18 protein-coding genes and 1 tRNA gene are annotated in these 21610 nt (G+C 36.7%); 12 read left to right on the top strand and 7 right to left on the bottom strand.

Annotated features, from left to right (window positions below):
* The first annotated feature begins 2 nt into the window (after positions 1-2).
* From DET49_RS02375 to DET49_RS02385, 3 genes are all read left to right on the top strand, one after another.
* Entirely contained in the window at positions 3-650 is a 648-nt protein-coding gene (locus tag DET49_RS02375; protein WP_133546554.1) for an NUMOD1 domain-containing DNA-binding protein, read from the top strand.
* Positions 651-784: 134 nt separating this feature from the next.
* On the top strand, positions 785-1087 hold the full coding sequence (locus DET49_RS02380; RefSeq protein ID WP_133546555.1) for a hypothetical protein: 303 nt from the start codon (positions 785-787) through the stop codon (positions 1085-1087).
* Between the two features lie 1021 nt (positions 1088-2108).
* Positions 2109-3113 (top strand): endonuclease/exonuclease/phosphatase family protein, encoded by a 1005-nt coding sequence (locus tag DET49_RS02385; RefSeq protein WP_133546556.1) that lies wholly within the window; start codon positions 2109-2111, stop codon positions 3111-3113.
* Between the two features lie 202 nt (positions 3114-3315).
* Here DET49_RS02385 and DET49_RS02390 read toward each other — a convergent pair.
* Positions 3316-3388: transfer RNA gene (locus DET49_RS02390), tRNA-Phe, on the bottom strand.
* A gap of 106 nt (positions 3389-3494) precedes the next feature.
* On the opposite strand from DET49_RS02390, the gene DET49_RS02395 reads away from it, so the two are divergent.
* The 6 genes from DET49_RS02395 to DET49_RS02425 all read left to right on the top strand — a co-directional run bounded on the left by DET49_RS02395 (position 3495) and on the right by DET49_RS02425 (position 11134).
* Positions 3495-4226: a type III pantothenate kinase gene (locus DET49_RS02395; RefSeq protein WP_133546557.1), complete on the top strand. Its 732-nt coding sequence runs from the start codon at positions 3495-3497 to the stop codon at positions 4224-4226.
* A complete protein-coding gene (locus DET49_RS02400; RefSeq protein ID WP_133546558.1) occupies positions 4223-5473 on the top strand; it encodes a hypothetical protein in 1251 nt (416 codons plus the stop codon). The genes DET49_RS02395 and DET49_RS02400 overlap by 4 nt, the downstream gene beginning before the upstream one ends.
* A gap of 21 nt (positions 5474-5494) precedes the next feature.
* A complete protein-coding gene (locus DET49_RS02405; RefSeq protein ID WP_133546559.1) occupies positions 5495-6868 on the top strand; it encodes a hypothetical protein in 1374 nt (457 codons plus the stop codon).
* 1 nt (position 6869) lies between these two features.
* Positions 6870-7442: an LPS export ABC transporter periplasmic protein LptC gene (gene lptC, locus DET49_RS02410; protein WP_133546560.1), complete on the top strand. Its 573-nt coding sequence runs from the start codon at positions 6870-6872 to the stop codon at positions 7440-7442.
* 189 nt (positions 7443-7631) lie between these two features.
* Positions 7632-8921, top strand: coding sequence for a hemolysin family protein (locus DET49_RS02420; protein ID WP_133546562.1), 1290 nt, complete (start codon positions 7632-7634; stop codon positions 8919-8921).
* A gap of 92 nt (positions 8922-9013) precedes the next feature.
* Positions 9014-11134: a peptidylprolyl isomerase gene (locus tag DET49_RS02425; RefSeq protein WP_133546563.1), complete on the top strand. Its 2121-nt coding sequence runs from the start codon at positions 9014-9016 to the stop codon at positions 11132-11134.
* A gap of 158 nt (positions 11135-11292) precedes the next feature.
* On the opposite strand, the gene DET49_RS02430 is transcribed toward DET49_RS02425, so the two are convergent.
* Both DET49_RS02430 and DET49_RS02435 read right to left on the bottom strand, forming a co-directional pair.
* On the bottom strand, positions 11293-12210 hold the full coding sequence (locus DET49_RS02430) for a GYDIA family GHMP kinase (RefSeq protein WP_133546564.1): 918 nt from the start codon (positions 12208-12210) through the stop codon (positions 11293-11295).
* Positions 12207-13526 (bottom strand): hydroxymethylglutaryl-CoA reductase, degradative, encoded by a 1320-nt coding sequence (locus DET49_RS02435; RefSeq protein WP_133546565.1) that lies wholly within the window; start codon positions 13524-13526, stop codon positions 12207-12209. Before DET49_RS02435 ends, DET49_RS02430 begins: the two co-directional genes overlap by 4 nt.
* A gap of 179 nt (positions 13527-13705) precedes the next feature.
* Here DET49_RS02435 and DET49_RS02440 point away from each other — a divergent pair, with 179 nt between their 5' ends.
* The 3 genes from DET49_RS02440 (at position 13706) to DET49_RS02450 (ending at position 18408) form a co-directional block, all read left to right on the top strand.
* The gene (locus DET49_RS02440; RefSeq protein ID WP_133546566.1) at positions 13706-15877 is read left to right on the top strand and encodes a S9 family peptidase; all 2172 of its coding nucleotides are present in this window, start codon (positions 13706-13708) and stop codon (positions 15875-15877) included.
* 5 nt (positions 15878-15882) lie between these two features.
* The gene (locus tag DET49_RS02445; RefSeq protein WP_133546567.1) at positions 15883-17799 is read left to right on the top strand and encodes a peptide MFS transporter; all 1917 of its coding nucleotides are present in this window, start codon (positions 15883-15885) and stop codon (positions 17797-17799) included.
* 69 nt (positions 17800-17868) lie between these two features.
* Positions 17869-18408, top strand: coding sequence for a thioredoxin family protein (locus DET49_RS02450; protein ID WP_133546568.1), 540 nt, complete (start codon positions 17869-17871; stop codon positions 18406-18408).
* A gap of 367 nt (positions 18409-18775) precedes the next feature.
* On the opposite strand, the gene DET49_RS02455 is transcribed toward DET49_RS02450, so the two are convergent.
* From DET49_RS02455 to surE, 4 genes are read right to left on the bottom strand one after another with little or no spacing between them, the layout of a single operon-like run.
* The gene (locus tag DET49_RS02455) at positions 18776-19315 is read right to left on the bottom strand and encodes a C40 family peptidase (protein WP_133546569.1); all 540 of its coding nucleotides are present in this window, start codon (positions 19313-19315) and stop codon (positions 18776-18778) included.
* A 3-nt stretch (positions 19316-19318) separates the two neighbouring features.
* Complete coding sequence (lpxB, locus tag DET49_RS02460) at positions 19319-20434, bottom strand: lipid-A-disaccharide synthase (RefSeq protein ID WP_133546570.1); 1116 nt, start codon at positions 20432-20434, stop codon at positions 19319-19321.
* Positions 20435-20493: 59 nt separating this feature from the next.
* Complete coding sequence (locus DET49_RS02465; protein ID WP_133546571.1) at positions 20494-20775, bottom strand: hypothetical protein; 282 nt, start codon at positions 20773-20775, stop codon at positions 20494-20496.
* Positions 20768-21550: a 5'/3'-nucleotidase SurE gene (surE, locus tag DET49_RS02470; protein WP_133546572.1), complete on the bottom strand. Its 783-nt coding sequence runs from the start codon at positions 21548-21550 to the stop codon at positions 20768-20770. Before surE ends, DET49_RS02465 begins: the two co-directional genes overlap by 8 nt.
* Between the last annotated feature and the right edge of the window lie 60 nt (positions 21551-21610).

A 21610-nucleotide genomic window follows, 5' to 3' on the forward strand; every position in this document is an offset into this window, starting at 1 on the left:
AGATGAAGATTATATACAAGGCCATAAATAAGTTGACAAGAAAAATATATATAGGAGCAACTATAAAAACTTTGGAAAGTAGGATAAAAGATCATTTACAAAAGGCGAGACTAAAAACTGGAGGTGAATTCCAGGAAGCAATTAGGACTTATGGCCCGGAAGCCTTCGAGTGGGTTCAAATTGACACCGCAGACTCTAATAATGAATTGGCAGAAAAGGAAAGAGAGTATGTAATTAAATTTAATTCAAAGGAGGATGGCTATAACGCTGACCGTGGAGGAGGGGTGAAAAAGAATATTTTTATGTATGATCTGGAAACTGGAGTCATCTTGTCAACTTTTTCATCCCTTTCAGAGGCAGCAGAATTTGTTGGATTAGATAATAAAACCATCAGCAAAGCTTGTCTTGGAGAGATTAAAAATTGTGGTGGTTATTCCTGGAGCTATACACTATCTGAAAATTTTAAACCAGAAGAAGATAAGCGAAAGAAAAAGGTTTTTCAATTTTACTTGCACGGAGAATTTGTGCGAAGTTATAAGTCCGTATCTGAAGCTTCAAGGTTCACTGGGATCAATAGCTCATCAATAGCTAAATGCTGCCGGGGAGAGTATAAATATGCTGGGGAGTATTATTGGGAGTATGAGGATTAATTCAAAAGGGGACGGCAGAGATGCTGCCCTTTTTAATTTTAATAAGGAAAGTCCAACCTATTTAATATTTAAATATTCCCAAAGGATTGAAATGAGGAAATAAGGATATAACTTTGACCTTAAGAAATATAACAATGAAGAATTTAAATCAATATAGTCATAGGGTGAGCATTTTATTTAATGAATACCTTCAAAACCGTGTTGATCTGGATGAATTTATCCAAAAGCTTCGTGCCCTGGAAAATCTTTACAAGCAAAACCTTAAAAGTGATACCCAAGAAAATTTTATGTGGTTTAAATTTTCTGAGGATGATACCCTTGTAACCACAATTGATGACCTTGAGAGGGATTTATCCAACTCAAATAGAAATTTCACATTGGAGCGAATGAGAGAAGCTATAAATCTTGACAACGACCTATTCATTTACTATTCTTAGAATTTAGATGTAGAAGGGATGTCATGACCTGCATAAATTTAGGGACAGAGGGTTCGAGTCCTAAAGGTAAAAATGTTTGCACCGAATGAATATTTTTTCGTACTATTGCAGCCCTTTAACAATAGAAAAAGAGAGCTATTTCGGCTCATTTGAAATACTGAGCTGAATTTGAATAAGTTAGGACAGAGAGTTCGAGTCTCGTCCAGACCGCAAAGTTGCAAAAGCCTTTCAGGAATGAGAGGCTTTTTTTATGGGGTAAATTCACTTGAAATTGTGGGAACGGATGGATCTCCACCTTCTTTAGGGATTTAGTTTCTATATCCTCCTTTTATATTTCATTTGTCATTACAGTGTAATCATTTTTCATGAAAAAAGGAATATAATAACTATTTTTCATAATTAGTAATCGGTTTTCATAGATGGTTTTATAGCTTAGAAGTTATACCCGCATATTGCCTTCGCTTATTGTAGAGCGTAGTTTTTATGCGGGGATTAATCTTTTTATTTGTTAAATAGAAAGAAGAAATTGTATATTTGCCAGCCCTTATGGAAACTTTATGTTTACCTAGATTTTGGTTTAACGATAGAAATCAATTTCTTCTGAAATGATCCTTCAAAATACTTTATAAGTAGTAGGCGTCAGATTGGTTGGGTGAATTCAATAAAATTTACGGTTTTAGGATCGTGTAGCAAATGTTTTTCTAAAAAGGTTTTTGCATTAAATTTAAGTTGTGTTGTTTTCCCAATTTTGTTGGGATGTGTAGTTAGCCAGACCATTATCTTGTGTTGTGAAGATTTTGGCTAACCAATGAGAAGCTTTTTTCCGTGTATTCGGAAAGAGGCTTTTTTTATTTTAGGGTTTCCTTGGTCACTCTAATCTTCTTAAATCAATTTAAGTTATAGTGGCTAAAAAGGTCGCAGATTTCACAGTTTCTAAATAAATGAGTTTTTTGTTAATCCAAAAAAGTGGATGTTTTATGGAAAATGAATTTTTTATATTTAAAAATCAAATTCATCTGATATGAAAAAGTTTCTGTATTACCTTTTAGTGTTTATTGGGTTGATTACCATTCTTATTTCCCTGGGTTCATTAATATCGAACGAAAGAATCTGGTGGGTTAAAATTTTAGACTTTCCACGAATTCAGGTCTTGATTTTATCATCTATGGTACTGGTTTTGTTTTTTATATTAAAACGTGGTTTTGGAAGCAAAGACCTGAATCGGGGTCAATGGATTTTTATATTAGGGATAATTACCAGTATAGTAATCCAGGTTAAATATCTATATCCTTATACAAACCTGGGAGAAAAAAGACTAAAAAGTATTTCACTAGCCGAGGCACCTGAAGGTTCGACATTTGATCTATTAGTTGCTAATGTTTACTTGCACAACAAAAAGGTCCAAGAACTTATTGATATCATTGATGATCGAGAGCCTGATATTATCCTTTTGATGGAGACAGATCAGTGGTGGGAGAATGCCCTACAATCCATTGATGATAAATATTCTTACGGGATGGAGTATCCGCTTAATAACACGTATGGCATGATATTATATTCAAAATTCCCGCTTTTCAACCAACAAATTAAGTTTTTGACCTACGACAATGTGCCTTCCTTCCATACGCTTATTGAACTACCATCAGGAAAAATATTTAAGTTCCACGGGGTGCATCCTGTGCCTCCCTATCCAGGTGAGCCAAATACTACCAATGATAAGGAGGTTGCTTTAGTGAAAATAGGTAAAATGGTTGAAAAAACAGATATGCCTGGGGTAGTAGCAGGAGACTTTAATGACGTTGCTTGGACACGAGAGGATCTTTTTAAGCAAGATGACCTCCTCGAGGATGTTCGTATTGGCCGGGGGATTTACAATACTTATAGTGCTAAATCCATTTTCAAACGCTGGCCTTTGGATTATGTTTTTACAACCGAGCATTTTGCAGTAGTCGATATTTTACGCCTAAGGGATATTGGATCAGATCATTTCCCATTGTATGCAAGCTTAAGCCTTATTGGGGAATAAACCTCAGCTAGCGAATACAGTAGACCTCTGGGTTAGGCACCTGGAGTCTCAGACTTACTTCATGCAACGCCTATCCTTTTTTTTCGTGGGCGACTTGATCATTTATTTATACTCTGTTTCAGGGTGTTTTTGGGCTTGATCCTAATTCTTATCCAGGTAATTAAAAAAGCCCGAAAACACTATGTGTATCGGGCTTTTAAGGTGGTGCCTCCAGGAATCGAACCAGGGACACAAGGATTTTCAGTCCTTTGCTCTACCAACTGAGCTAAGGCACCAGTTGCTTTGTTATAAGCGGTTGCAAATATATATCCATTTTTATAATCTCACAAAGGAAAATTTAAAAAAATGCTTTTGTAATTTAGCCAGTATAATCATTTTGCTATGAATTTAATTATTGATGTAGGTAATTCTGCCGTAAAAAGTGCTGTTTTTCAGAATAATAAACTTCTAAAATCTTATACTTGTTCGCATGAAAATTTTTTTGAATTATTTCAGAAAATTAGGAAAGAACATCCAGAGATCGCATTTTCTATCCTTTCTACGGTTATACATGATTCTTACAACATCGAAAAGATACTGGAAAAAGAGACTAAGCTTTTGTTCTTAAATGAAAACACTAAGCTTCCATTTAAAAATATATATGACTCTCCGCAAACCCTAGGAAAAGATCGGCTAGCACTTGTAGCTGCTGGTGCTGAAAAATATAAAGATTCAAATTTGTTAATTATTGACGCGGGTTCTTGTATTACTTTTGACTTCAAGAATGATAAGAATGAATATTTAGGGGGAGCAATTTCTCCTGGTTTACATATGAGATTAAAAGCCCTTCATCATTTTACAGCGAAACTTCCTTTGATTGAACTGGAAGAATACCTTCCTTTAATCGGTAATTCTACCAAAAATAGTATTTTATCTGGCGTACTCAACGGGGTTGAAGCGGAGTTGGATGGAATAATTAAACGTTACAAAGCTGATTATAAATATTTAACAATTATTTTAACAGGAGGAGATACGCAAATTTTGTCAAAACGGGTAAAAAATGGCATATTTGCCAACCCGAATTTTCTTTTAGAGGGTTTAAACTACATTTTAGAATTTAACAAGACTCAATGATTAAACGATTTATAGTAATCGTAGCTGTTTTTTTTACAGTGGTTGCTACTGCTCAGGAGAATGTGTCATCGCCCTATTCATATTACGGGATTGGACTAACCACCTTTAAAGGGACCGTGGAAAACAGGTCTATGGGAGGTTTAAGTATGTTTTCAGACAGTATTCATCTAAACCTAAGAAATCCTGCCGCTTACGGAAGGTTAAGAAGAACTACATATGCCGTAGGAGGCTCTCATGATAGGTTGACTCTTAACTCAGATAATGCTGAGGATAATGCTAAGGTAACTTCTCTTGATTATTTAGCAATTGGAGTGCCTGTAGGAGGAAATCTTGGTTTCGGAATTGGAGTTTTACCATACACCTCAGTTGGATATCAAATTCTCGATGTTAGGGAGGATGTCGCTAGCAGGTTAGAAGGTCGTGGTGGAATGAATAAAGTATTTCTTTCAGCTGGTTATCAGGTCATCCCTTCTTTAAGTATTGGCGTTGATGCGAATTACAACTTCGGAAATCTTCAAAACCGTAGAACAATAGTCCGTGAAGATGTTCAGTTAGGAACACGAGATATAAGCAGAACTGATCTCCTGGGGTTTAGTTATAATTTTGGAGCCGATTTTCAACAAAAACTTAAAAATGGGCTAAATTTACACGCCTCAGCCACATTTTCACCAACTACTACCATTGACGCTGAAAACACTAGGAGCCTGGCTACTATCGCTTTTACCGGTAGGGGTGAGTTAGTGGTGGAAGAGAGAGATTTAGAGGTTGCAGATTCAGAATTGCAACTTCCATCCAAATATTCTTTAGGATTAGGTCTGGGTAAAAGTAATACTTGGTTCTTTGGAGGAGAGTACGTAAGTACCGATGATAATTCGTTTTTAAGTGTAAATGGTGCAGGTGGAACAAATGCAAATTTTGCCAAAGCTGCGCAATATAAATTTGGCGGATACTTTATTCCAGAATATAATTCTATTACGAATTATTTTAATCGGATTGTTTATCGGGCTGGATTCAGGTACGAGGAGACCGGTTTGAGCGTCAATAATCAGGACATTAATGAGTTTGGCATTACTTTTGGAGTTGGACTACCTGTAGGACCAGGATTTTCAAATATAAACCTTGGCTTTGAGTATGGTCAGCGCGGTACGACAGATTCAGGTTTAATTCAGGAAGATTATTTAAGGTTTTCAGTTGGGCTTTCCTTAACTGAAGCCAGAAGATGGTTCGAAAGAAGAAAATTTAATTAACCACAATAATAAAACAAGAAAATGAAAGCGAGATTTATAGCATTAATTACAGGAGCCGTGCTAGGTTCAAGTGTTTTAAGTGCACAGTCGAATGATTGTGCTACAATGGCAGCTTTGGCTTATGATGATGCAAAAGCTAAAAATTACGATGCCGCTTATGAACCTTTAATGAAAGTTAAAGAAGAATGCCCTAAATATAGTTTAGCAACTTTTCAGTATGGGGAGCGAGTTCTTGATTATAAAATTGAAAATTCTGAAGGGGCCGAGAAGGAGCAGTATATCCAAGAACTTATAAATCTTTGGGAAGAACGTTTGGAACTATATCCTAGCAAATCTTCAGCAGGGCAAATTTATGCTGACATCGCCCAGTTAAAATACGACCATAAATTAGGTACTAAGGAAGAATTGTATAATGCTTTTGATAAAGCTTATACAGAAGATCGTGAGAATTTTACCAGTGCTAAAAGTTTATACGCTTATTTCGATCTAATGGTTGAAATGCAAGATGCAGGTGATAGAGAACTTCAAGATGTTTTTGATAGTTACGATAAAGTAATGGAGAAAATTGAAGAAGAGGAAAATGACGCAGCCCAAAGGCTGGCTGAAATAATAAAGAAACAAGAAGCAGGAGAAGAGCTTACAGCTAAGGAGAAAAAGCAGGTTAAATATGCTGAGATTAATTTGAATAATTACAATGCTGTTAAAAATGCGCTTAACGCTAAACTAGGAGCAAGAGCGGATTGTGATAACTTAATCCCGCTTTACAAGAAGGATTTTGAAGCAAAGAAAAATGATGTTAACTGGCTGCAGAATGCTAACGCTAGATTATCTGCGAAAGATTGTACCGAAGATCCATTATTCTTCCAGGTTTCTGAAGCACTTCATGAATTAGAGCCTTCTGCAAGTTCTGCCTACTCTTTAGGCCAGTTGGCAGAGGCTGACGGTGATCGAGCGAAAGCCCTAGAATACTATAATGAAGCTGCCCAATTGGAAGAAGATCCAAGTGACAAAGCGAGGATTTTCTATAGAATTGCTTCTAACTATAAAGAAAGAGGTAGTTTTTCACAGGCCAGAAATTATTATAGAAAAGCAATTGATGCTAAACCATCTTTAGGTAATGCTTATTTGCAAATTGCTAATATGATCGCTCAAAGTGCAAACAGTTGTGGTGATACTACTTTTAATAAAAGAGCTGTTTATTGGTTAGCAGCGGATTATGCTGCCAGAGCGGCAAGGGTAGACCCTTCTATTGCATCTACAGCAAATCAAACTGCTACTGCCTATAGAGGTAGAGCGCCACAAAAATCTGATGTATTTCAGGAGGGTAGAAGTGCTGGAGAAGCAATAACCATTGGATGTTGGATTGGGGAAACCGTGCGCATTCCACAGATGTAATATGAGATTAACATATAAGGAAATAATAACAGGCATTGTCACGCTCTTAGGCGTGACAATGCTTTTTTCATGCCAGGGTAATCTCAATGAGCTTCGTGCCTTAGAAATCGAAGGTGATGCTCCACAGGCCATTGCAGAGGGAATAAACCTTAAGTATACGGATTCCGGGCGTTTGGTGGCAAATTTGAAAAGTCCCAAAATGATGGATTTTACCAATAAAGAATTCCCATACCGTGAGTTTCCCCAGGGACTGAAACTGGAGATTTATGACGAAAATAATAAGAAAAGTACTGTTATTTCAGATTACGGAATAATTTACGATGGAACAAACCTTATAGACCTGCAGGGAAATGTAGTGATTTATACTGCCGATAGTATGCGTCTGGAAGCCTCACAATTATTCTGGGATCAAAATATTAATTGGATATTTACCGATAAGCCCAATACGATAAGATTTCCAAATGGCGCACTTAACGAAGGGGAGGGTTTTGATGCTAATCAAAATTTCGGTAATTTTCGGTCACGAACCAATGTAGGGGTTCAAATAATTAAAGATGATAAATCCGATGAGTAAATATTTTAAATATTTTGAATACGCTTATTTATTTATAGCTGCATTTTTCCTGTTTGAAAGTTTTAGAATTTGGAATACCGAGCGCAGCAGGGCGTATTTATTCATTTTTTTTGTCATTATATCTATCTTTATGTTCTTTTTTAAAAGACGTTTTAGACGTAAGATTGAAGAGCGTAATAAGCGGGAGTAATGGAAGTTGAAATTCTCATAATTGTCTTTTTCTTAATTTTATCTGCTTTCTTTTCCGGGATGGAAATTGCCTATATTTCTTCTAATAAGATCTATATTGAAATTGAAAAGCGTCAAGATGATTTCTTGGCAACCGTTCTTAAAAGATTGACCAAAAAGCCATCAAAATTCATCGCTACGATGCTGGTGGGAAATAATATTGCCCTGGTGGTATACGGGTTTTTTATGGGAGATTTGTTAATGAACTGGCTTCAGGGACTGCAACCAATTAATAGTGCGTTTCTTGAATATATTGTGGTGGACCTTAGTCTTTTCACCCAGACCGTTATCTCTACCCTTCTAATTTTGCTTACTGCCGAATTTCTTCCAAAAGTATTCTTTCAAATTTACGCGAATTCAATGTTGAAATTCTTCGCGGTACCCGCTTATATCTTCTATTTGCTTTTCGGTCTTATTTCCTCTTTTGTAATTTGGATTTCTGATGTTATTCTGAAAAGATTTTTTAAAACTGAAGGAGATGAAGTGCAACTGGCTTTTAGTAAGGTTGAACTGGGGAATTTTATCAACGAGCAGATGGAGACAGTGGAAGATGATGAAGAAGTAGATTCTGAGATTCAGATTTTTCAGAATGCCCTGGAATTTTCCGATATAAAAGCGAGGGAAGTAATGATTCCAAGAACTGAAATTATTGCTGTAGATCAACACCAGGCACCTGGTGATCTAGTAAATACCTTTACGGAAACCGGCCTTTCAAAACTTCTAATATATAACGAAACCATAGATGATATTATAGGTTATGTGCACTCTTTTGAGCTTTTTAAGAAACCAGATTCTATAAAATCCATACTTCTGCCGGTTGTTTTTGTTCCCGAAACTATGTGGGTGAAAGATGTTTTGAATAACCTCACTAAAAAGCGTAAAAGTATTGCAGTGGTGATTGATGAATATGGAGGGACCAGTGGGATGATAACCGTAGAAGATATTGTAGAAGAACTTTTCGGTGAAATCCAGGACGAACATGATCCCGTGGTGCTTACCGAAGAGGAATTGGGAGAAAACCACTTTAAATTTTCAGCTCGTTTAGAAGTAGATTACCTTAACGAAAACTACAGGTTTAATGTCCCGGAGGGAGAAAATTATGAAACCCTGGGCGGGTATATTGTAAATCATACCGAGGAAATTCCCCAACAGAATGAAGAATTGCAAATAGATAATTTCTTATTTAAAATCCTTGAAGTTTCCAATACTAAAATAGAATTGGTGGAGTTAAAAATAAAACCCTTAGATTAAATGGTGATTAGTTAATATTTTGCAAATTATAAGTTTTATAATTAGGTTAAAAACATTATTTTCGCCCACTATATTTCGATAAAAAACAACAAATGGCAGTATTAAATAAAATCAGACAGCGTTCTGTTTTCTTGATCATTATCATTGCATTGGCACTTTTCTCTTTTGTGCTTGCCGATGTAATCCGTAACGGAGGCTTTTCTTCGCAAAAGGACCAAAATACTATTGCAACCGTAAACGGTGAAGAAGTGAGTAGGGAGAATTTTGCACGACAGGTAGAAGCTTATCAGCGTAATATGGGTTCAAATGCAAGTACTATGCAGGCAGTGAACCAAGTATGGGAACAAACCCTCCGTGAAACTATTCTTAAAGAGGAATTAGAAGAGCTCGGAATAAGAGCCGGCGAAGCTCAAATTAAAGAGGTGATGCGCATGCAGATGGGCAATAATCCTGCTTTTACAAATGAAGCTGGTGTCTTTGATGTAAATCGCGTTCGAGAATATATTGCAAGTTTAAGAGCTACCCAACCAGAAGCTTACCAGCAATGGTTGCAAATGGAGAGCAATATGGGAGATATTGCTCGTCAAAATATGTATTTCTCTATGGTGACGGCAGGGATTGGTGCAACACTCACCGAGGCTGAACAGGCATACCGTTTTCAGAATAATAGTGTAGACCTTCGCTTTGTTCAGTTGCCTTATTCTTCGGTACCAGACGAAAAGGTAGAGGTGACCAAAGAGGAAATTCAGAATTATATTCAAGAAAATCCAGCTCAATTTGAAACGGAAGCTTCTAGAAATATTAGGTATGTTTTCTTTGAAGAAGAAGCCTCTACAGAAGATATTAAGGAATCAAAAGAAAGCCTAACTGCTCTATTGGATAATCGCGTTGAGTATAATGCGGTAACTAGTGCAAATGACACCCTATCAGGATTTAATAACACAACCGACTACGAGGATTTTGTAAATGCAAATTCAGATCTTCCATACGAAGGTAGATTCAAGTTTAAAAATGAATTACCATCAGAATTTGCTGATGAACTTTTTAGTTTAGATCAAGGAGAGACTTTTGGTCCCTATAAGGATAATGGATATTTTAAAATTTCAAAATTGGTAGAAACCAAAGAAATTCCAGATTCAACAAAAGCAAGTCATATTCTTGTGGCTTATCAGGGACAACAATTTGCTCCTGATGTTACCAGAACCAAAGAAGAAGCAGAGGCTTTAGCCGATAGCCTCGCTGCTGTGATTAGAAATGATAAGGGTAAATTTGCTGAACTAGCTGCTGAATTTTCATCCGACCGTTCCAATAATCAAGATGGGGGGGATCTCGGTTATTTTGGTCCCGGAGCTATGGTACCAGCATTTGATAATTTCATTTTAGAAAATAATGCTGGTGATATCGGGGTTGTTGAGACTGATTTTGGTTATCACGTAATTCATATTGAAGAACAAACGGAAAGAGAAAAGGCTGTGAAAATTGCCACTATTGCCAGGGAATTGCAAGCTTCAGAACGTTCCAGAAATAACCTTTATAATGAAACTACGAAATTTGAAATTGCTGCAGGCGATGGAGATTTTGCTAAAGTGGCAGAAGAAGGGGGATATAATATCAGAACCGTAAATAATGTAAAGGCGCTGGATGAAAACATTCCAGGAATTGGGCAACAAAGAAGAGTGGTGCAATGGGCCTTTGAAGACGAGGCAAATGTCGGAGATATAAAACGTTTTGATATTCCTTCAGGATATGTTGTAGCTCAAATAACTTCTAAGAATAAAGAAGGATTAATGAGCGTTGAAAATGCTTCTTCTGAAGTAATTCCTATTCTTGTTAAAAGAGAAAAGGCTGCAATTCTTAAAGAGCAAATTAATAGTAACAATCTTCAAGAGATAGCCTCTAACCACAATGTTATTGTGCAAACCGCCAATGCGGTAAATCTTGCCAATCCAACATTGCCTGGCGCAGGTAGTGAACCAGAAGTTGTAGGAGCTGTATTTGCTTTGGAGCCGGGAAGTGTTAGCGAACCTATCGCGGGAGAAAAAGGAGTATATGTGGTAGAACTTGAAAGTATTAATGAAGTCCCAGCAATGAACTCTTATAGCGGAATAGCAGAACAGGAAACTGCAGAAAGAAGACAGAGAGCTTCTCAAAGACTGTTTGAAGCCCTTCGTGAAAAAGCAGAAATTGAAGATAATCGCGCAAGATTTTACTAATGGAATAAGCGTAAATTAAGAAGTTAGCCCCGTAATTTTATCGGGGCTTTTTTTGTGCTATGTGCGGCCTGAAAACGGCCAGGGTAGTTAGTGGAAGGGAGGGTTTCAAATAATTTGCAAACTGTTTCGCCGGGAAAAAAGTGATAATTAAGTTTTAGCTAGAGAGCGATATCCTCAAAAGGGAAAATAGTTTTAAAACCTTTTCTACTGAAATAATCATAAACATCTGCTCTATTTCCAGTAACCATTACAAAATCTCCGCCCCAGCCACCAAGACTTTTTACGGCGCCCGGGAAATCTGGAAAATATTCCTGTTTTATTTTTTTTGTTTGCAGCGTTTTAGATAATAAAGTCTCGTGAATATTGATTAGAAGTTCAAACTCATTTAGTGATGTACAGTCGATAAATTGTTGTGTAAGTACAGAAATTTTTTCAGTTAATCCTTTTTTACTGCTTGTTGGTAAAGCTCTGTATTGTGCAATTGCTTCACGACTATTCTTTTTCTTATTTAGGTAAATAAAAAAGATATTATTTGAAAAATTAGGATGAAAATTAGCTTTTAAAACTGAAGGGCTATTTTTTGTAAGTTGATATGTTATGGCTTGGTTATTCTGTGCAGCTGCAATGTCATAGCCACTACCGCCAAAAGTAATTTCTAACAGTTTGTATGCATCAATTTCAAACCAGTCAGAAATGTTGTTAATTAAAGTGGAAGAGCTTCCCAGACCCCAGTTCCTGTTAAAATTCAGCCTCGTATTTACAGTAATTCCCGATTTTTCCTGGGATAATATTAAAGGATTTAATCGATGCGCTTCTGTAAGGATTTGTTGAAGTTTAGCCCCAGTCTCTGCTTCACCTGAAATTAATTTTAAGTTTCCATTTCTTAGTTCAAACTTGCCTTGAAACCAAAATGTGCTAGTTTCATCAAAACTACTCCATTCAATATTCTCGTTCCCAGAAACTTTTACTTCCAAAGACTGTCCGAATTTGGTAGGAATTGCGAGGGCCTTTGCGCCATCTAAAACAGCATATTCCCCTGTGATTAATAGTTTCCCATTACTATAAAACTCTTTCATGAATTCCTCAATTTTCGCAATTCTTCAACAGCCCTGCTGTGGGTAACTGTGTGTTTTGTGAAATATTTAGTAAGGATTTCTTTTTCCTGCATTGTAGCTTTATGTTGATTTAAAATATTCATCAAATGCATTTTCATATGTCCTTGCTGAATTCCTGTTGTGGTTAGCGAGTTTATTGCTGCAAAGTTCTGCGCTAATCCGGCAACGGCAACAATTTTCATCAATTCTTTTGCCGTAGGTTGTTGTAATATATCTAATGCAAGTTTTACTAGGGGATGTAAGCTTGTTAATCCGCCAACAGTTCCTAAAGCTAGTGGAACTTCTATCCAGAATTTAAAAATTCCGTTCTCAATGCTTGCATGAGTTAGGCTGGAATATTTCCCATTTCTGGAAGCATATGCATGAATTCCGGCTTCAACTGCTCTAAAATCATTTCCAGTTGCTAGTACAACGGCATCAATTCCGTTCATAATTCCCTTATTATGGGTCACTGCCCGGAAAGGTTCTACTTCAGCAATATTAACCGCTTGAATAAATTTCTTTGCGAAATCTTCTCCCTTTACATCTTTGTTTTCATTGAGATCTTCTACCCGACACGAAACCTCGGCTCGTACTAAACACTCAGGAACATAATTGGAAAGAATACTCATAATGATTTCTATATCCTTTTCTTCCGGAGAAAAATCAGCGAATTGCTGAGCTTCATACTGAAAAACTTCGGCAAATTTCTCAAGGCAGGAATTAATGAAATTGGCGCCCATAGAGTCCTTGGTTTCGAATTCACAATGCAGCTGATAATAATTAGCTATTTCCCCAGTTTTATCATTAAGGTTTATATTTAAAACCCCACCTCCACGTTTTTCCATATTGTGGGTTATAGATTTTACTGCTTGCAGAAGCTTTGGTTTTGTAACTTCAAAAAAATGTTCAAGTTTTTCTATAGCTCCAAAGAAATTAAAATGTACCTGACCTATTTTCTTGGTATCTATTACTTCAGCTCTGAATCCACCCCGTGTTCTCCAGAATTTAGCTGCTTTACTCGCTGCTGCTATTACCGAGCTTTCTTCAATAGCCATAGGAATAGCAAGAAGGTCTTCGTTGATAAGAAAATTTGGTGCGAGTCCGAAAGGCAAGTAGAAATTTGATAATGTATTCTCGGTAAATTCGTCGTGGAGCTGCTGTAATCTAGAATCTTCATTCCAATATTGTCTAAGTATAGCAACGTCTTCGGGCCGATCTATGAGGTAGGTCTTGGCTAGCCAGTCTATTTTCTCTTTCTTGTTAAGCCTTGAAAAGCCGCTGATAGGTTTTATCATTTTAAGCTAATTTATAGGGTGCAAAGATACAATTGTTATTTAAGGGAATTAAGCTTTCTCTTTTAGGAATAAATAAGGGAATATTTCCTTAACAAATTCTTAGTATTTAACACTTAAAACCTACTTTTTTTGCTGAAATTTTAGTAAACTTGGCAGACAAAATTCATTTTATAAATTTTATGAAGTTCTCAAAAATATTAGTGGGGTTGTTAATTGCTGCAACTTCAACAATTTACGCGCAAGATAAAGAGATTAGCCTCGAAGAGATTTATGACGGCACCTTTAGGCAGGAACGCTTACAATCATTGCAATCGTTAAATAATGGTAAAGAATATCTGGTTTTAAATCGCGACCGCGATGCACATACTACTAGCATAGATGTGTATTCTTATAAAACCGGCGAAAAGATCGGAAGTCTTTTAAACAGTAATAATCTGAGTGAAATTTCCAGTTTTCAAGGATTTGAACTTAGTAAAAATGAAGATAAAATTTTGCTTTCTACAGATGTGGAGCAAATTTATCGCCGTTCTTCCCGTGGAATTTATTATATCTACGATGTAAAAAGCGAAAGTCTAATAAAATTAAGTGAGCATAAAGTTCAGGAGCCTACCTTTTCTCCCGATGCCTCTAAGGTGGCGTATGTTTTTGAAAATAACATTTATATCCACGATGTCATTACAGGGGAAAAAACTCAGGTTACTACAGATGGCGAAAAAAATAAAATTATTAATGGGATTACCGACTGGGTTTACGAAGAAGAGTTCGCTTTCGTAAGAGCTTTCGACTGGAATAAGACCGGGAGTCATTTGGCTTATCTTAGGTTTGATGAGAGTGAAGTGCCTGAGTTTTCCATGGCTATCTTTGGAAAGGACCTATATCCTACCCAAGAGGTCTTTAAGTATCCAAAAGCGGGGGAAGAGAATTCTAAAGTTTCGCTTCATATATACGAAGTAGATGATAAGGAAAGTGAAAAAGTGGCACTTGGAGACTATAAGGACTATTATATACCAAGAATGGAATGGACTCAGGCCCCTGATATTTTAAGCGTTCAGGTTTTAAACAGGCACCAAAATGATTTAGATCTTTTGTTCGTGGATGCTGAGGATAATGAAGCCGAAGTAGTAATGAACGAAACCGATGAAGCTTATATTGATATTACTAATAACCTGACTTTCCTTGAGGACAATAGTTTTATCTGGACCAGTGAAAAAGATGGGTGGAACCATATCTATCTTTATAATGAAGATGGTGAGCTCGAAAACCAGGTGACTAAGGGAGAATGGGTAGTAACCGATTATTATGGATATGATGAAGATACTGAAAGGATCTTTTATCAAAGTACGGAAAACGGAAGCGTAAACCGCGATGTTTATTCCATTAAGATTAACGGCAAAGGTAAAACTCGACTAACCCAAAGAGAAGGCATGAATAATGCTGATTTTAGTGCGGATTACACCTATTTTATTAATTCTTTCACCAATACTGAAACTCCATATGTGTATACCTTACATAATGCTAAAAATGGAAAATTGGTTAGAAAGATAAAAGATAATGCTGCTTTACTTGAGAAAGAGTCCGTATATAACTTCTCTCCGAAAGAATTAAGCACAATTGAGATCAATGGGAACGAGCTTAATATGTGGATGATTAAACCAAACGATTTTGATGAGAATAAAGAATATCCTTTGTTGATGTTCCAATATTCCGGTCCAGGATCTCAATCGGTATCTAACTCTTATTTTGGGACTAACGATTATTGGTATCAGTTACTAGCAAACGAGGGCTATATTATAGCAACAGTGGATGGAAGGGGTACCGGTTTCAAAGGAGCTGCCTTTAAAAAGGTTACTCAAAATGAACTCGGTAAATATGAAGTAGAGGATCAGATTGCTGCCGCACAAAAGCTTGGAGCAAGAGATTATATAGATGAAGACCGAATAGGGATATGGGGATGGAGCTATGGAGGTTTTATGTCCTCCAACGCCATTTTGAAAGGGAACGATACTTTCTCTATGGCCATTGCTGTAGCGCCGGTAATTAGCTGGAGATTTTACGACACCATCTATACCGAAAGATATATGACTACTCCGCAGGAAAATCCTTCTGGATATGATGAAAATTCACCGATTAACCACGTAGAAAAATTGAAAGGAGATTATCTTTTAATTCACGGTGGGGGAGATGACAATGTGCACCTTCAAAACACGATGAGAATGGTAGAAGCCTTGGTTCAGGCCAACAAGCAATTTGACTGGGCTATTTATCCGGATAGAAATCACGGAATATATGGTGGGAATACTAGATTGCACCTTTACACCATGATGACCGATTTTATTAAAGAAAAACTATAATCTAAATGGCAACAGCAACAAACAGAGTTCCTCAAAAAGAATTATTCGGGCATCCAGTAGGGTTATATATTTTATTTTTCACAGAGATGTGGGAGCGTTTTTCCTATTACGGAATGCGGGCAATTTTGGTTTTATACCTTGTAAGTGCTACTACCGGTGGTAACGCCGGGCTTGGTTGGACAGGGGGTGAAGCCATCGCTCTTTACGGATGGTATACGATGTTGGTTTACGTGGCTTCGATACCCGGTGGAATTATCGCGGATAAACTGCTAGGACAAAAGAAAACTGTGTTGTGGGGTGGTATTATACTGGTCGCCGGACATGGTATTTTAGCAGTAGAAGAGATGTGGGCTTTTTATTTAGGGCTTGGATTAATTATTGTTGGCGTTGGAATGCTTAAGCCTAACATTTCTACCATGGTAGGCGGATTATACAAAAAAGGGGATATAAGAAGAGATAAAGGTTTTACAATCTTTTACATCGGAATTAATCTCGGTGCTTTTCTTTCCAGTTTAATTGTTGGTTATGTCGGTGAGAATATTGGCTGGCATTATGGTTTTGGTCTGGCTGGTATAGCTATGGCATTTGGACTTTTAGTTTACTTATGGGGCCAAAAATATCTGGTGAATGTAGGAAACTTGTTGTCTAAGGTGGAACGTAATGAAGGTGCCTCGCTTACCAATATGTTTAGCGAACTCTTAAAATCACCATTACAGCTGATTATTACTTCAGTGTTGATGATCGGGTCTATTTATGTACTAATAATGGTGTCAATTCCCTTCGGCCTACTTTATATATTTTTAACCCTGGTAATAGCATTAATGCTTATGGTCTATAAGGATCTTACTACACAGGTTATGAAAGACAGGTATGTGGTAATGATCTTATCATTCTTATTAGTAGTGGTCTTTTGGGGAGCTTTTGAACAGGCCGGTGGATTAATGAATATCTATGCGGCTGATAAAACAGATCGAACACTTTCATTTAGTTTACCCCTTATTGGTAGTGAAGTGCCAGCAACTTGGTTTCAGTCATTAAATGCTTTATTCATAATTATTTTTGGAGTTGTGGTTGCCAATTTCTGGGCCAAAAGAAAGTTGAAGAACAAAGAAGCATCTTCAATTTTTAAAATGGCCATTGGGGTGATTATTATGGGACTTGGATTTCTGTTTATGGCCGTGGCCGCAAAAGAATACACTGCCTTTGAAAGTAAGTCCGCAATGTATTGGTTAGTCCTTGCATACTTACTTCACACCATTGGAGAACTTTGTTCTTCTCCGGTGGCCCTGTCCTTTATTACTAAACTGGCACCGGTGAAATATGCATCTTTAATGATGGGGGTTTATTTTGCTGCAACAGGACTAGGAAATAAAGTTGCGGGACTTATTGGTGAATTCTCTCAGGGAGAACCAGCCAATATTATGCTGGTCACACAAGGTGAAAATGTGGCCAATAGGTTGCAAATAAATGATACGATCCTGGAGAACGAAAACGATTTTAGGTTTAACGGACTGGTATATCTTGAAAACAATGATTTTGTAGTTACCACGATGGAGACTGGAGAGCCGGTAATGGATATTTTAGTATTTGAGGAAAAGGAACGAAAAGCCGAAATTTTAGCAACTTTAATCGAAGAAAACGTAACGGAAGCAGAACCTTATCATGTTATTTTAAATTTTGGGTTAGGAGAGGATAAACCTGGATACTACGGTGAATTCGTAATTGAAGAACTGCAAACCAAATTAGAGTTTAGAACCTTTATTGGGATTACCATTTTTACTACCGCCTTCGGTTTAATCGTAATTTTTATGCTTAAGCCTTTAAAGCGTTTAACTCACGGTGCTGAAGATAACGAGAGGGAGATGTTGGAGCAGGAGCAATATGAAATTGCAGACAATGAGAGAGATAATAGAAAATCATAAAAAAGTAAACAAAAAGCGTTCCTTGAATTTAGGAACGTTTTTTGCTTGATCACACCTCAAAAGCATAATATGATTAGATTAGTTACCCTGATTTTTCTCTTTATAGGAATAAATCTACAGGCCCAGGATGAAATAAAATGGATGAGTATGAACGAAGCTCTTGAGGCCCAAAAAGAAGAGCCGAAAAAGATTTTTATGGATGCCTATACAGTATGGTGTGGTCCCTGCAAAATGTTGGACAAGAATACTTTTACCAACGAAGATGTGATTGAATATGTAAATAAGAATTACTATCCGGTTAAATTTAATGCTGAAGGTTCTGAAGAAATTGATTTTAAAGGACAGATATTTAAAAATCCAAATTATGATCCGGATAAAAAAGGTAGAAATGCCCCTCACGAACTTGCCAGAGCTTTGAAAATTACTGGTTATCCCAGTCTTGTTTTCTTTGATGAGGAAGCTAAATTGATAGCTCCTATACCGGGTTACAGAACTCCACAACAGTTGGAGCTCTATTTAAAACTTTTTGCTAAAGATGAGTATAAAAAAATGACTTCAAAAGAAGCCTTTGCACAATACCAGGAAAATTTTGAAGGCTCTTTTGAGTAAAGCTAAGTGTTAGTTGATAGTGAACCCTAAGGTTTATTAGAAATGTAAAAAGCCTCGGTTTTGCCATCGCAGTAAAAACGGGCTTTTTGTCTATTGGTTGTTTCTACCGCGAGAAATAATTAGATTTTAACTACTAAATAGGCCCTTACTTATTCAAAAAATATAAATTTCTGTGTTTATTTCAAGAATCATCATCAGATAAAATTCTAACCCCTGAAGAAATCAAAACGGGAATAGTATATAAAATCTCGGGAAAGACCCTAAAAGATGAATGTTGTGATTATGTTCCTCTAAGAGAATGGGAATGTAGTATTTCTAATTAAGTGAAGAAATTACATCCCCTTGAATTTGCTTTATTCTTTGAGTTTTAAAGTACTCGACGTGCCATTACAAAGGCGCTGTTCCAGTAGGATTCAGAAAGAGAAGATACGATTACCCCACTTGAGGTTGATGCATGAATAAAATAAATATCGTTTTGTTTTACCTCTATTACCAAACCAACGTGATTAATAACTTTTCGGTTTTTATTAGTTTCAAAAAATAATAGATCACCAGGATTTACATGTTTAATAAAAAGTCGTTTCCCTTCTAATGACATTGCCCGGGAAGTTCTGGGAATCGGGATATTTTCTTCTGAAAAAGCGGTGTAAATAAGTCCTGAACAATCCATTCCACGCCTATTAGTTCCACCATATTTATATGGTGTACCTTCAAATCTCCTAGCTGTAGAAATAATTTTCCCAACCTTTTTCTCGGCGTTTATAATTTTAGAGCTGCCAGAGGTAGAAACCTTAGCCGTGTGATTATCTTTATTTTTAGTAGTAATAATCTTTGAGCGGGAGCTTCCACAGGAGATTAGACTTAGCATAAAAATACCAAAAAAGAGTAATTTGAAAACGTTCTGCATAGATCAATTTTTAATCGCACTTACAATAAGTTTTGCGGTTTTTTCACTGGCTCCTTTCCCTCCCAGTTTTCTTTCCAGCTCAAAGTAATCTTTAAAGATCCTGGTACGATTCTTTTCATCAAGAATTTTTCTAAGCTCCTTTTTTAGGGTTTTAGAATTAAAGTTTTCCTGAATAAGTTCTTTTACAACTTCTCGATCCATAATAAGGTTGACCAGTGAAATATAATCTAGATTGACAATACGACGTGCAATTTGGTAGGAAATATAGCTGCCTTTATAACAAACTACTTCTGGAATTTTGAATAGAGCAGTTTCTAAAGTTGCGGTTCCAGAAGTTACCATAGCTGCATAGGCAAGGCTAAGAACATCGTAAGTTTTATTCATAACCAGTTTGATGTTTTTATCTTTAATGAAAGGAGTGTAAAAGTGAGCATCCTGGCTAGGTGCACCCGCAATTACGAACTGAAATTCGGGGAAATCTTCGGTAATGCTTAGCATAACTTCCAGCATTTTTGAAATCTCTTGTTTACGGCTCCCAGGCAAAACAGCAATTATAGGCCTGTGATCTAGCTGATATTCTTCTTTTATTCCCGTTACATTTGGAAGTTCTTTTTGCCCAATGGCGTCAATTAAAGGATGCCCTACAAAATGCACAGGAAAGTTATGTTTTTCTTCATAGAATTCTTTTTCAAACGGAAGAATTACATACATATGATCTATATCTCTTTTTATTGCCTTGATCCTGTTTTCTTTCCAGGCCCAAATTTGTGGGGATATATAATAATGCGTTTGGTAGCCTTCTTCTTTAGCCCATTTAGCCATTCTTAAATTAAAACCAGGATAATCTACAAAAATGATTACATCCGGCTTGAAGTTACTGATGTCATCTTTACAAAAGGAAATATTTTTGAGGATGGTTCGTAGATTAAAAAGTACTTCTATAAAACCCATAAAGGCCAGTTCTCGATAATGTTTAACTATCTCGCCACCTTGTTTTTGCATAAGATCGCCACCCCAAAACCTGAATACCGCTTGTGAATCGATTGTCTTTAAAGCACGCATTAGGTTTGAAGCGTGAAGATCTCCTGATGCTTCTCCCGCAATAATATAATATTTCATCTGTTTGTAAATTTAATTTCCAATAGGAAAACTCTCCCGGATCTAGCCTCTTTCCAGGTTTAGACTATTTTTGAAATGAAAATTGCAATTGCGGCTATCATGGTTGCTAAAAGTACACCTCTTGCGTGATACATTTGTTTTTTTCGCAGGAAAATAAAGAATGGTAAAAAGTTCAAAATTGCCCCCAAAGCAATGAGTTTACCAATATATCCCTGAGCTATGGAATTGGATAGCGTTTCATCTAATCCTATTTCAGAAAAAAGCAGGATATAAAGTAATATGCCACCAATATTTGAAGCAATTCCGGTTAAAAAACCTATTAAAATATTTTGTTTAATCATTAAGTTCCCAGGTATTTAGATTGTCTAAAAAGTGATGTGCAGTTAGATCGAATTGTACTGGTACAATAGAGACGTAATTATTTTGCAGTGCCCATTCATCTGTATCTTCACCCTTATCCTTATTTACGAATTTACCGCTTAGCCAATAATAATCGCGCCCCTGAGGATTTGTTCTTTTATCGAATTCTTCTTCCCAATGAGCATTGGCCTGTCGACAAACCTTCATTCCTTTAATTTCTGAAGCGGATAATTTTGGAATATTCACATTTAAAACAACTCCCTTTGGCAGGCCGTTTTTAATAACATTTCGGGTTATCGCTTTCACATATTTTCTGGCAGGTTCAAAATCAGCATTCAGTGAATAATCCAGTAAGGAGAAACCTATGGCAGGAATTCCCTCAATCCCGGCTTCAACTGCTGCACTCATGGTTCCGGAGTAAATCACATTTATTGAAGAATTTGAACCGTGATTAATTCCGCTAACGCAAAGGTCGGGTTTTCGGTGCAGGATTTCCTGGGTGGCAATTTTTACGCAATCCGCAGGGGTGCCAGAGCAGCTAAATTCTTTATGCTTGTAATTTTCTTTTATCGTAACCTGCTCACAAAATAAGGTATCACTGATGGTAATGGCGTGTCCCATTCCGCTTTGCGGGCTATCGGGCGCCACTACTACAACATCTCCTAATTCTTTCATCACTTCAATCAGGGTTCTTATTCCGGGAGCGGTAATCCCGTCGTCATTGGTTACCAGTATTAATGGTTTATGCTTAGTCATAGCTATTTTTATATAAGCTAAAATAGTAATTTCCGCTAGAAACCTTATCTTAGTAGTTTA

Source organism: Salegentibacter sp. 24, assembly GCF_004362395.1.
Classification (GTDB): Bacteria; Bacteroidota; Bacteroidia; order Flavobacteriales; family Flavobacteriaceae; genus Salegentibacter.

Excerpts from the sequence above, each read along its gene's own strand:
- DET49_RS02405 (WP_133546559.1), top strand. The coding sequence starts at position 5,495 with ATGAAAGCGAGATTTATAGCATTAATTACAGGAGCCGTGCTAGGTTCA.
- DET49_RS02395 (WP_133546557.1), top strand. The coding sequence starts at position 3,495 with ATGAATTTAATTATTGATGTAGGTAATTCTGCCGTAAAAAGTGCTGTT.
- lpxB (WP_133546570.1), bottom strand. The coding sequence starts at position 20,434 with ATGAAATATTATATTATTGCGGGAGAAGCATCAGGAGATCTTCACGCT.
- DET49_RS02450 (WP_133546568.1), top strand. The coding sequence starts at position 17,869 with ATGATTAGATTAGTTACCCTGATTTTTCTCTTTATAGGAATAAATCTA.
- surE (WP_133546572.1), bottom strand. The coding sequence starts at position 21,550 with ATGACTAAGCATAAACCATTAATACTGGTAACCAATGACGACGGGATT.
- DET49_RS02380 (WP_133546555.1), top strand. The coding sequence starts at position 785 with ATGAAGAATTTAAATCAATATAGTCATAGGGTGAGCATTTTATTTAAT.
- DET49_RS02420 (WP_133546562.1), top strand. The coding sequence starts at position 7,632 with ATGGAAGTTGAAATTCTCATAATTGTCTTTTTCTTAATTTTATCTGCT.
- DET49_RS02375 (WP_133546554.1), top strand. The coding sequence starts at position 3 with ATGAAGATTATATACAAGGCCATAAATAAGTTGACAAGAAAAATATAT.
- DET49_RS02455 (WP_133546569.1), bottom strand. The coding sequence starts at position 19,315 with ATGCAGAACGTTTTCAAATTACTCTTTTTTGGTATTTTTATGCTAAGT.
- DET49_RS02400 (WP_133546558.1), top strand. The coding sequence starts at position 4,223 with ATGATTAAACGATTTATAGTAATCGTAGCTGTTTTTTTTACAGTGGTT.
- DET49_RS02435 (WP_133546565.1), bottom strand. The coding sequence starts at position 13,526 with ATGATAAAACCTATCAGCGGCTTTTCAAGGCTTAACAAGAAAGAGAAA.
- DET49_RS02440 (WP_133546566.1), top strand. The coding sequence starts at position 13,706 with ATGAAGTTCTCAAAAATATTAGTGGGGTTGTTAATTGCTGCAACTTCA.
- DET49_RS02465 (WP_133546571.1), bottom strand. The coding sequence starts at position 20,775 with ATGATTAAACAAAATATTTTAATAGGTTTTTTAACCGGAATTGCTTCA.
- DET49_RS02445 (WP_133546567.1), top strand. The coding sequence starts at position 15,883 with ATGGCAACAGCAACAAACAGAGTTCCTCAAAAAGAATTATTCGGGCAT.
- DET49_RS02385 (WP_133546556.1), top strand. The coding sequence starts at position 2,109 with ATGAAAAAGTTTCTGTATTACCTTTTAGTGTTTATTGGGTTGATTACC.
- DET49_RS02425 (WP_133546563.1), top strand. The coding sequence starts at position 9,014 with ATGGCAGTATTAAATAAAATCAGACAGCGTTCTGTTTTCTTGATCATT.
- DET49_RS02430 (WP_133546564.1), bottom strand. The coding sequence starts at position 12,210 with ATGAAAGAGTTTTATAGTAATGGGAAACTATTAATCACAGGGGAATAT.
- lptC (WP_133546560.1), top strand. The coding sequence starts at position 6,870 with ATGAGATTAACATATAAGGAAATAATAACAGGCATTGTCACGCTCTTA.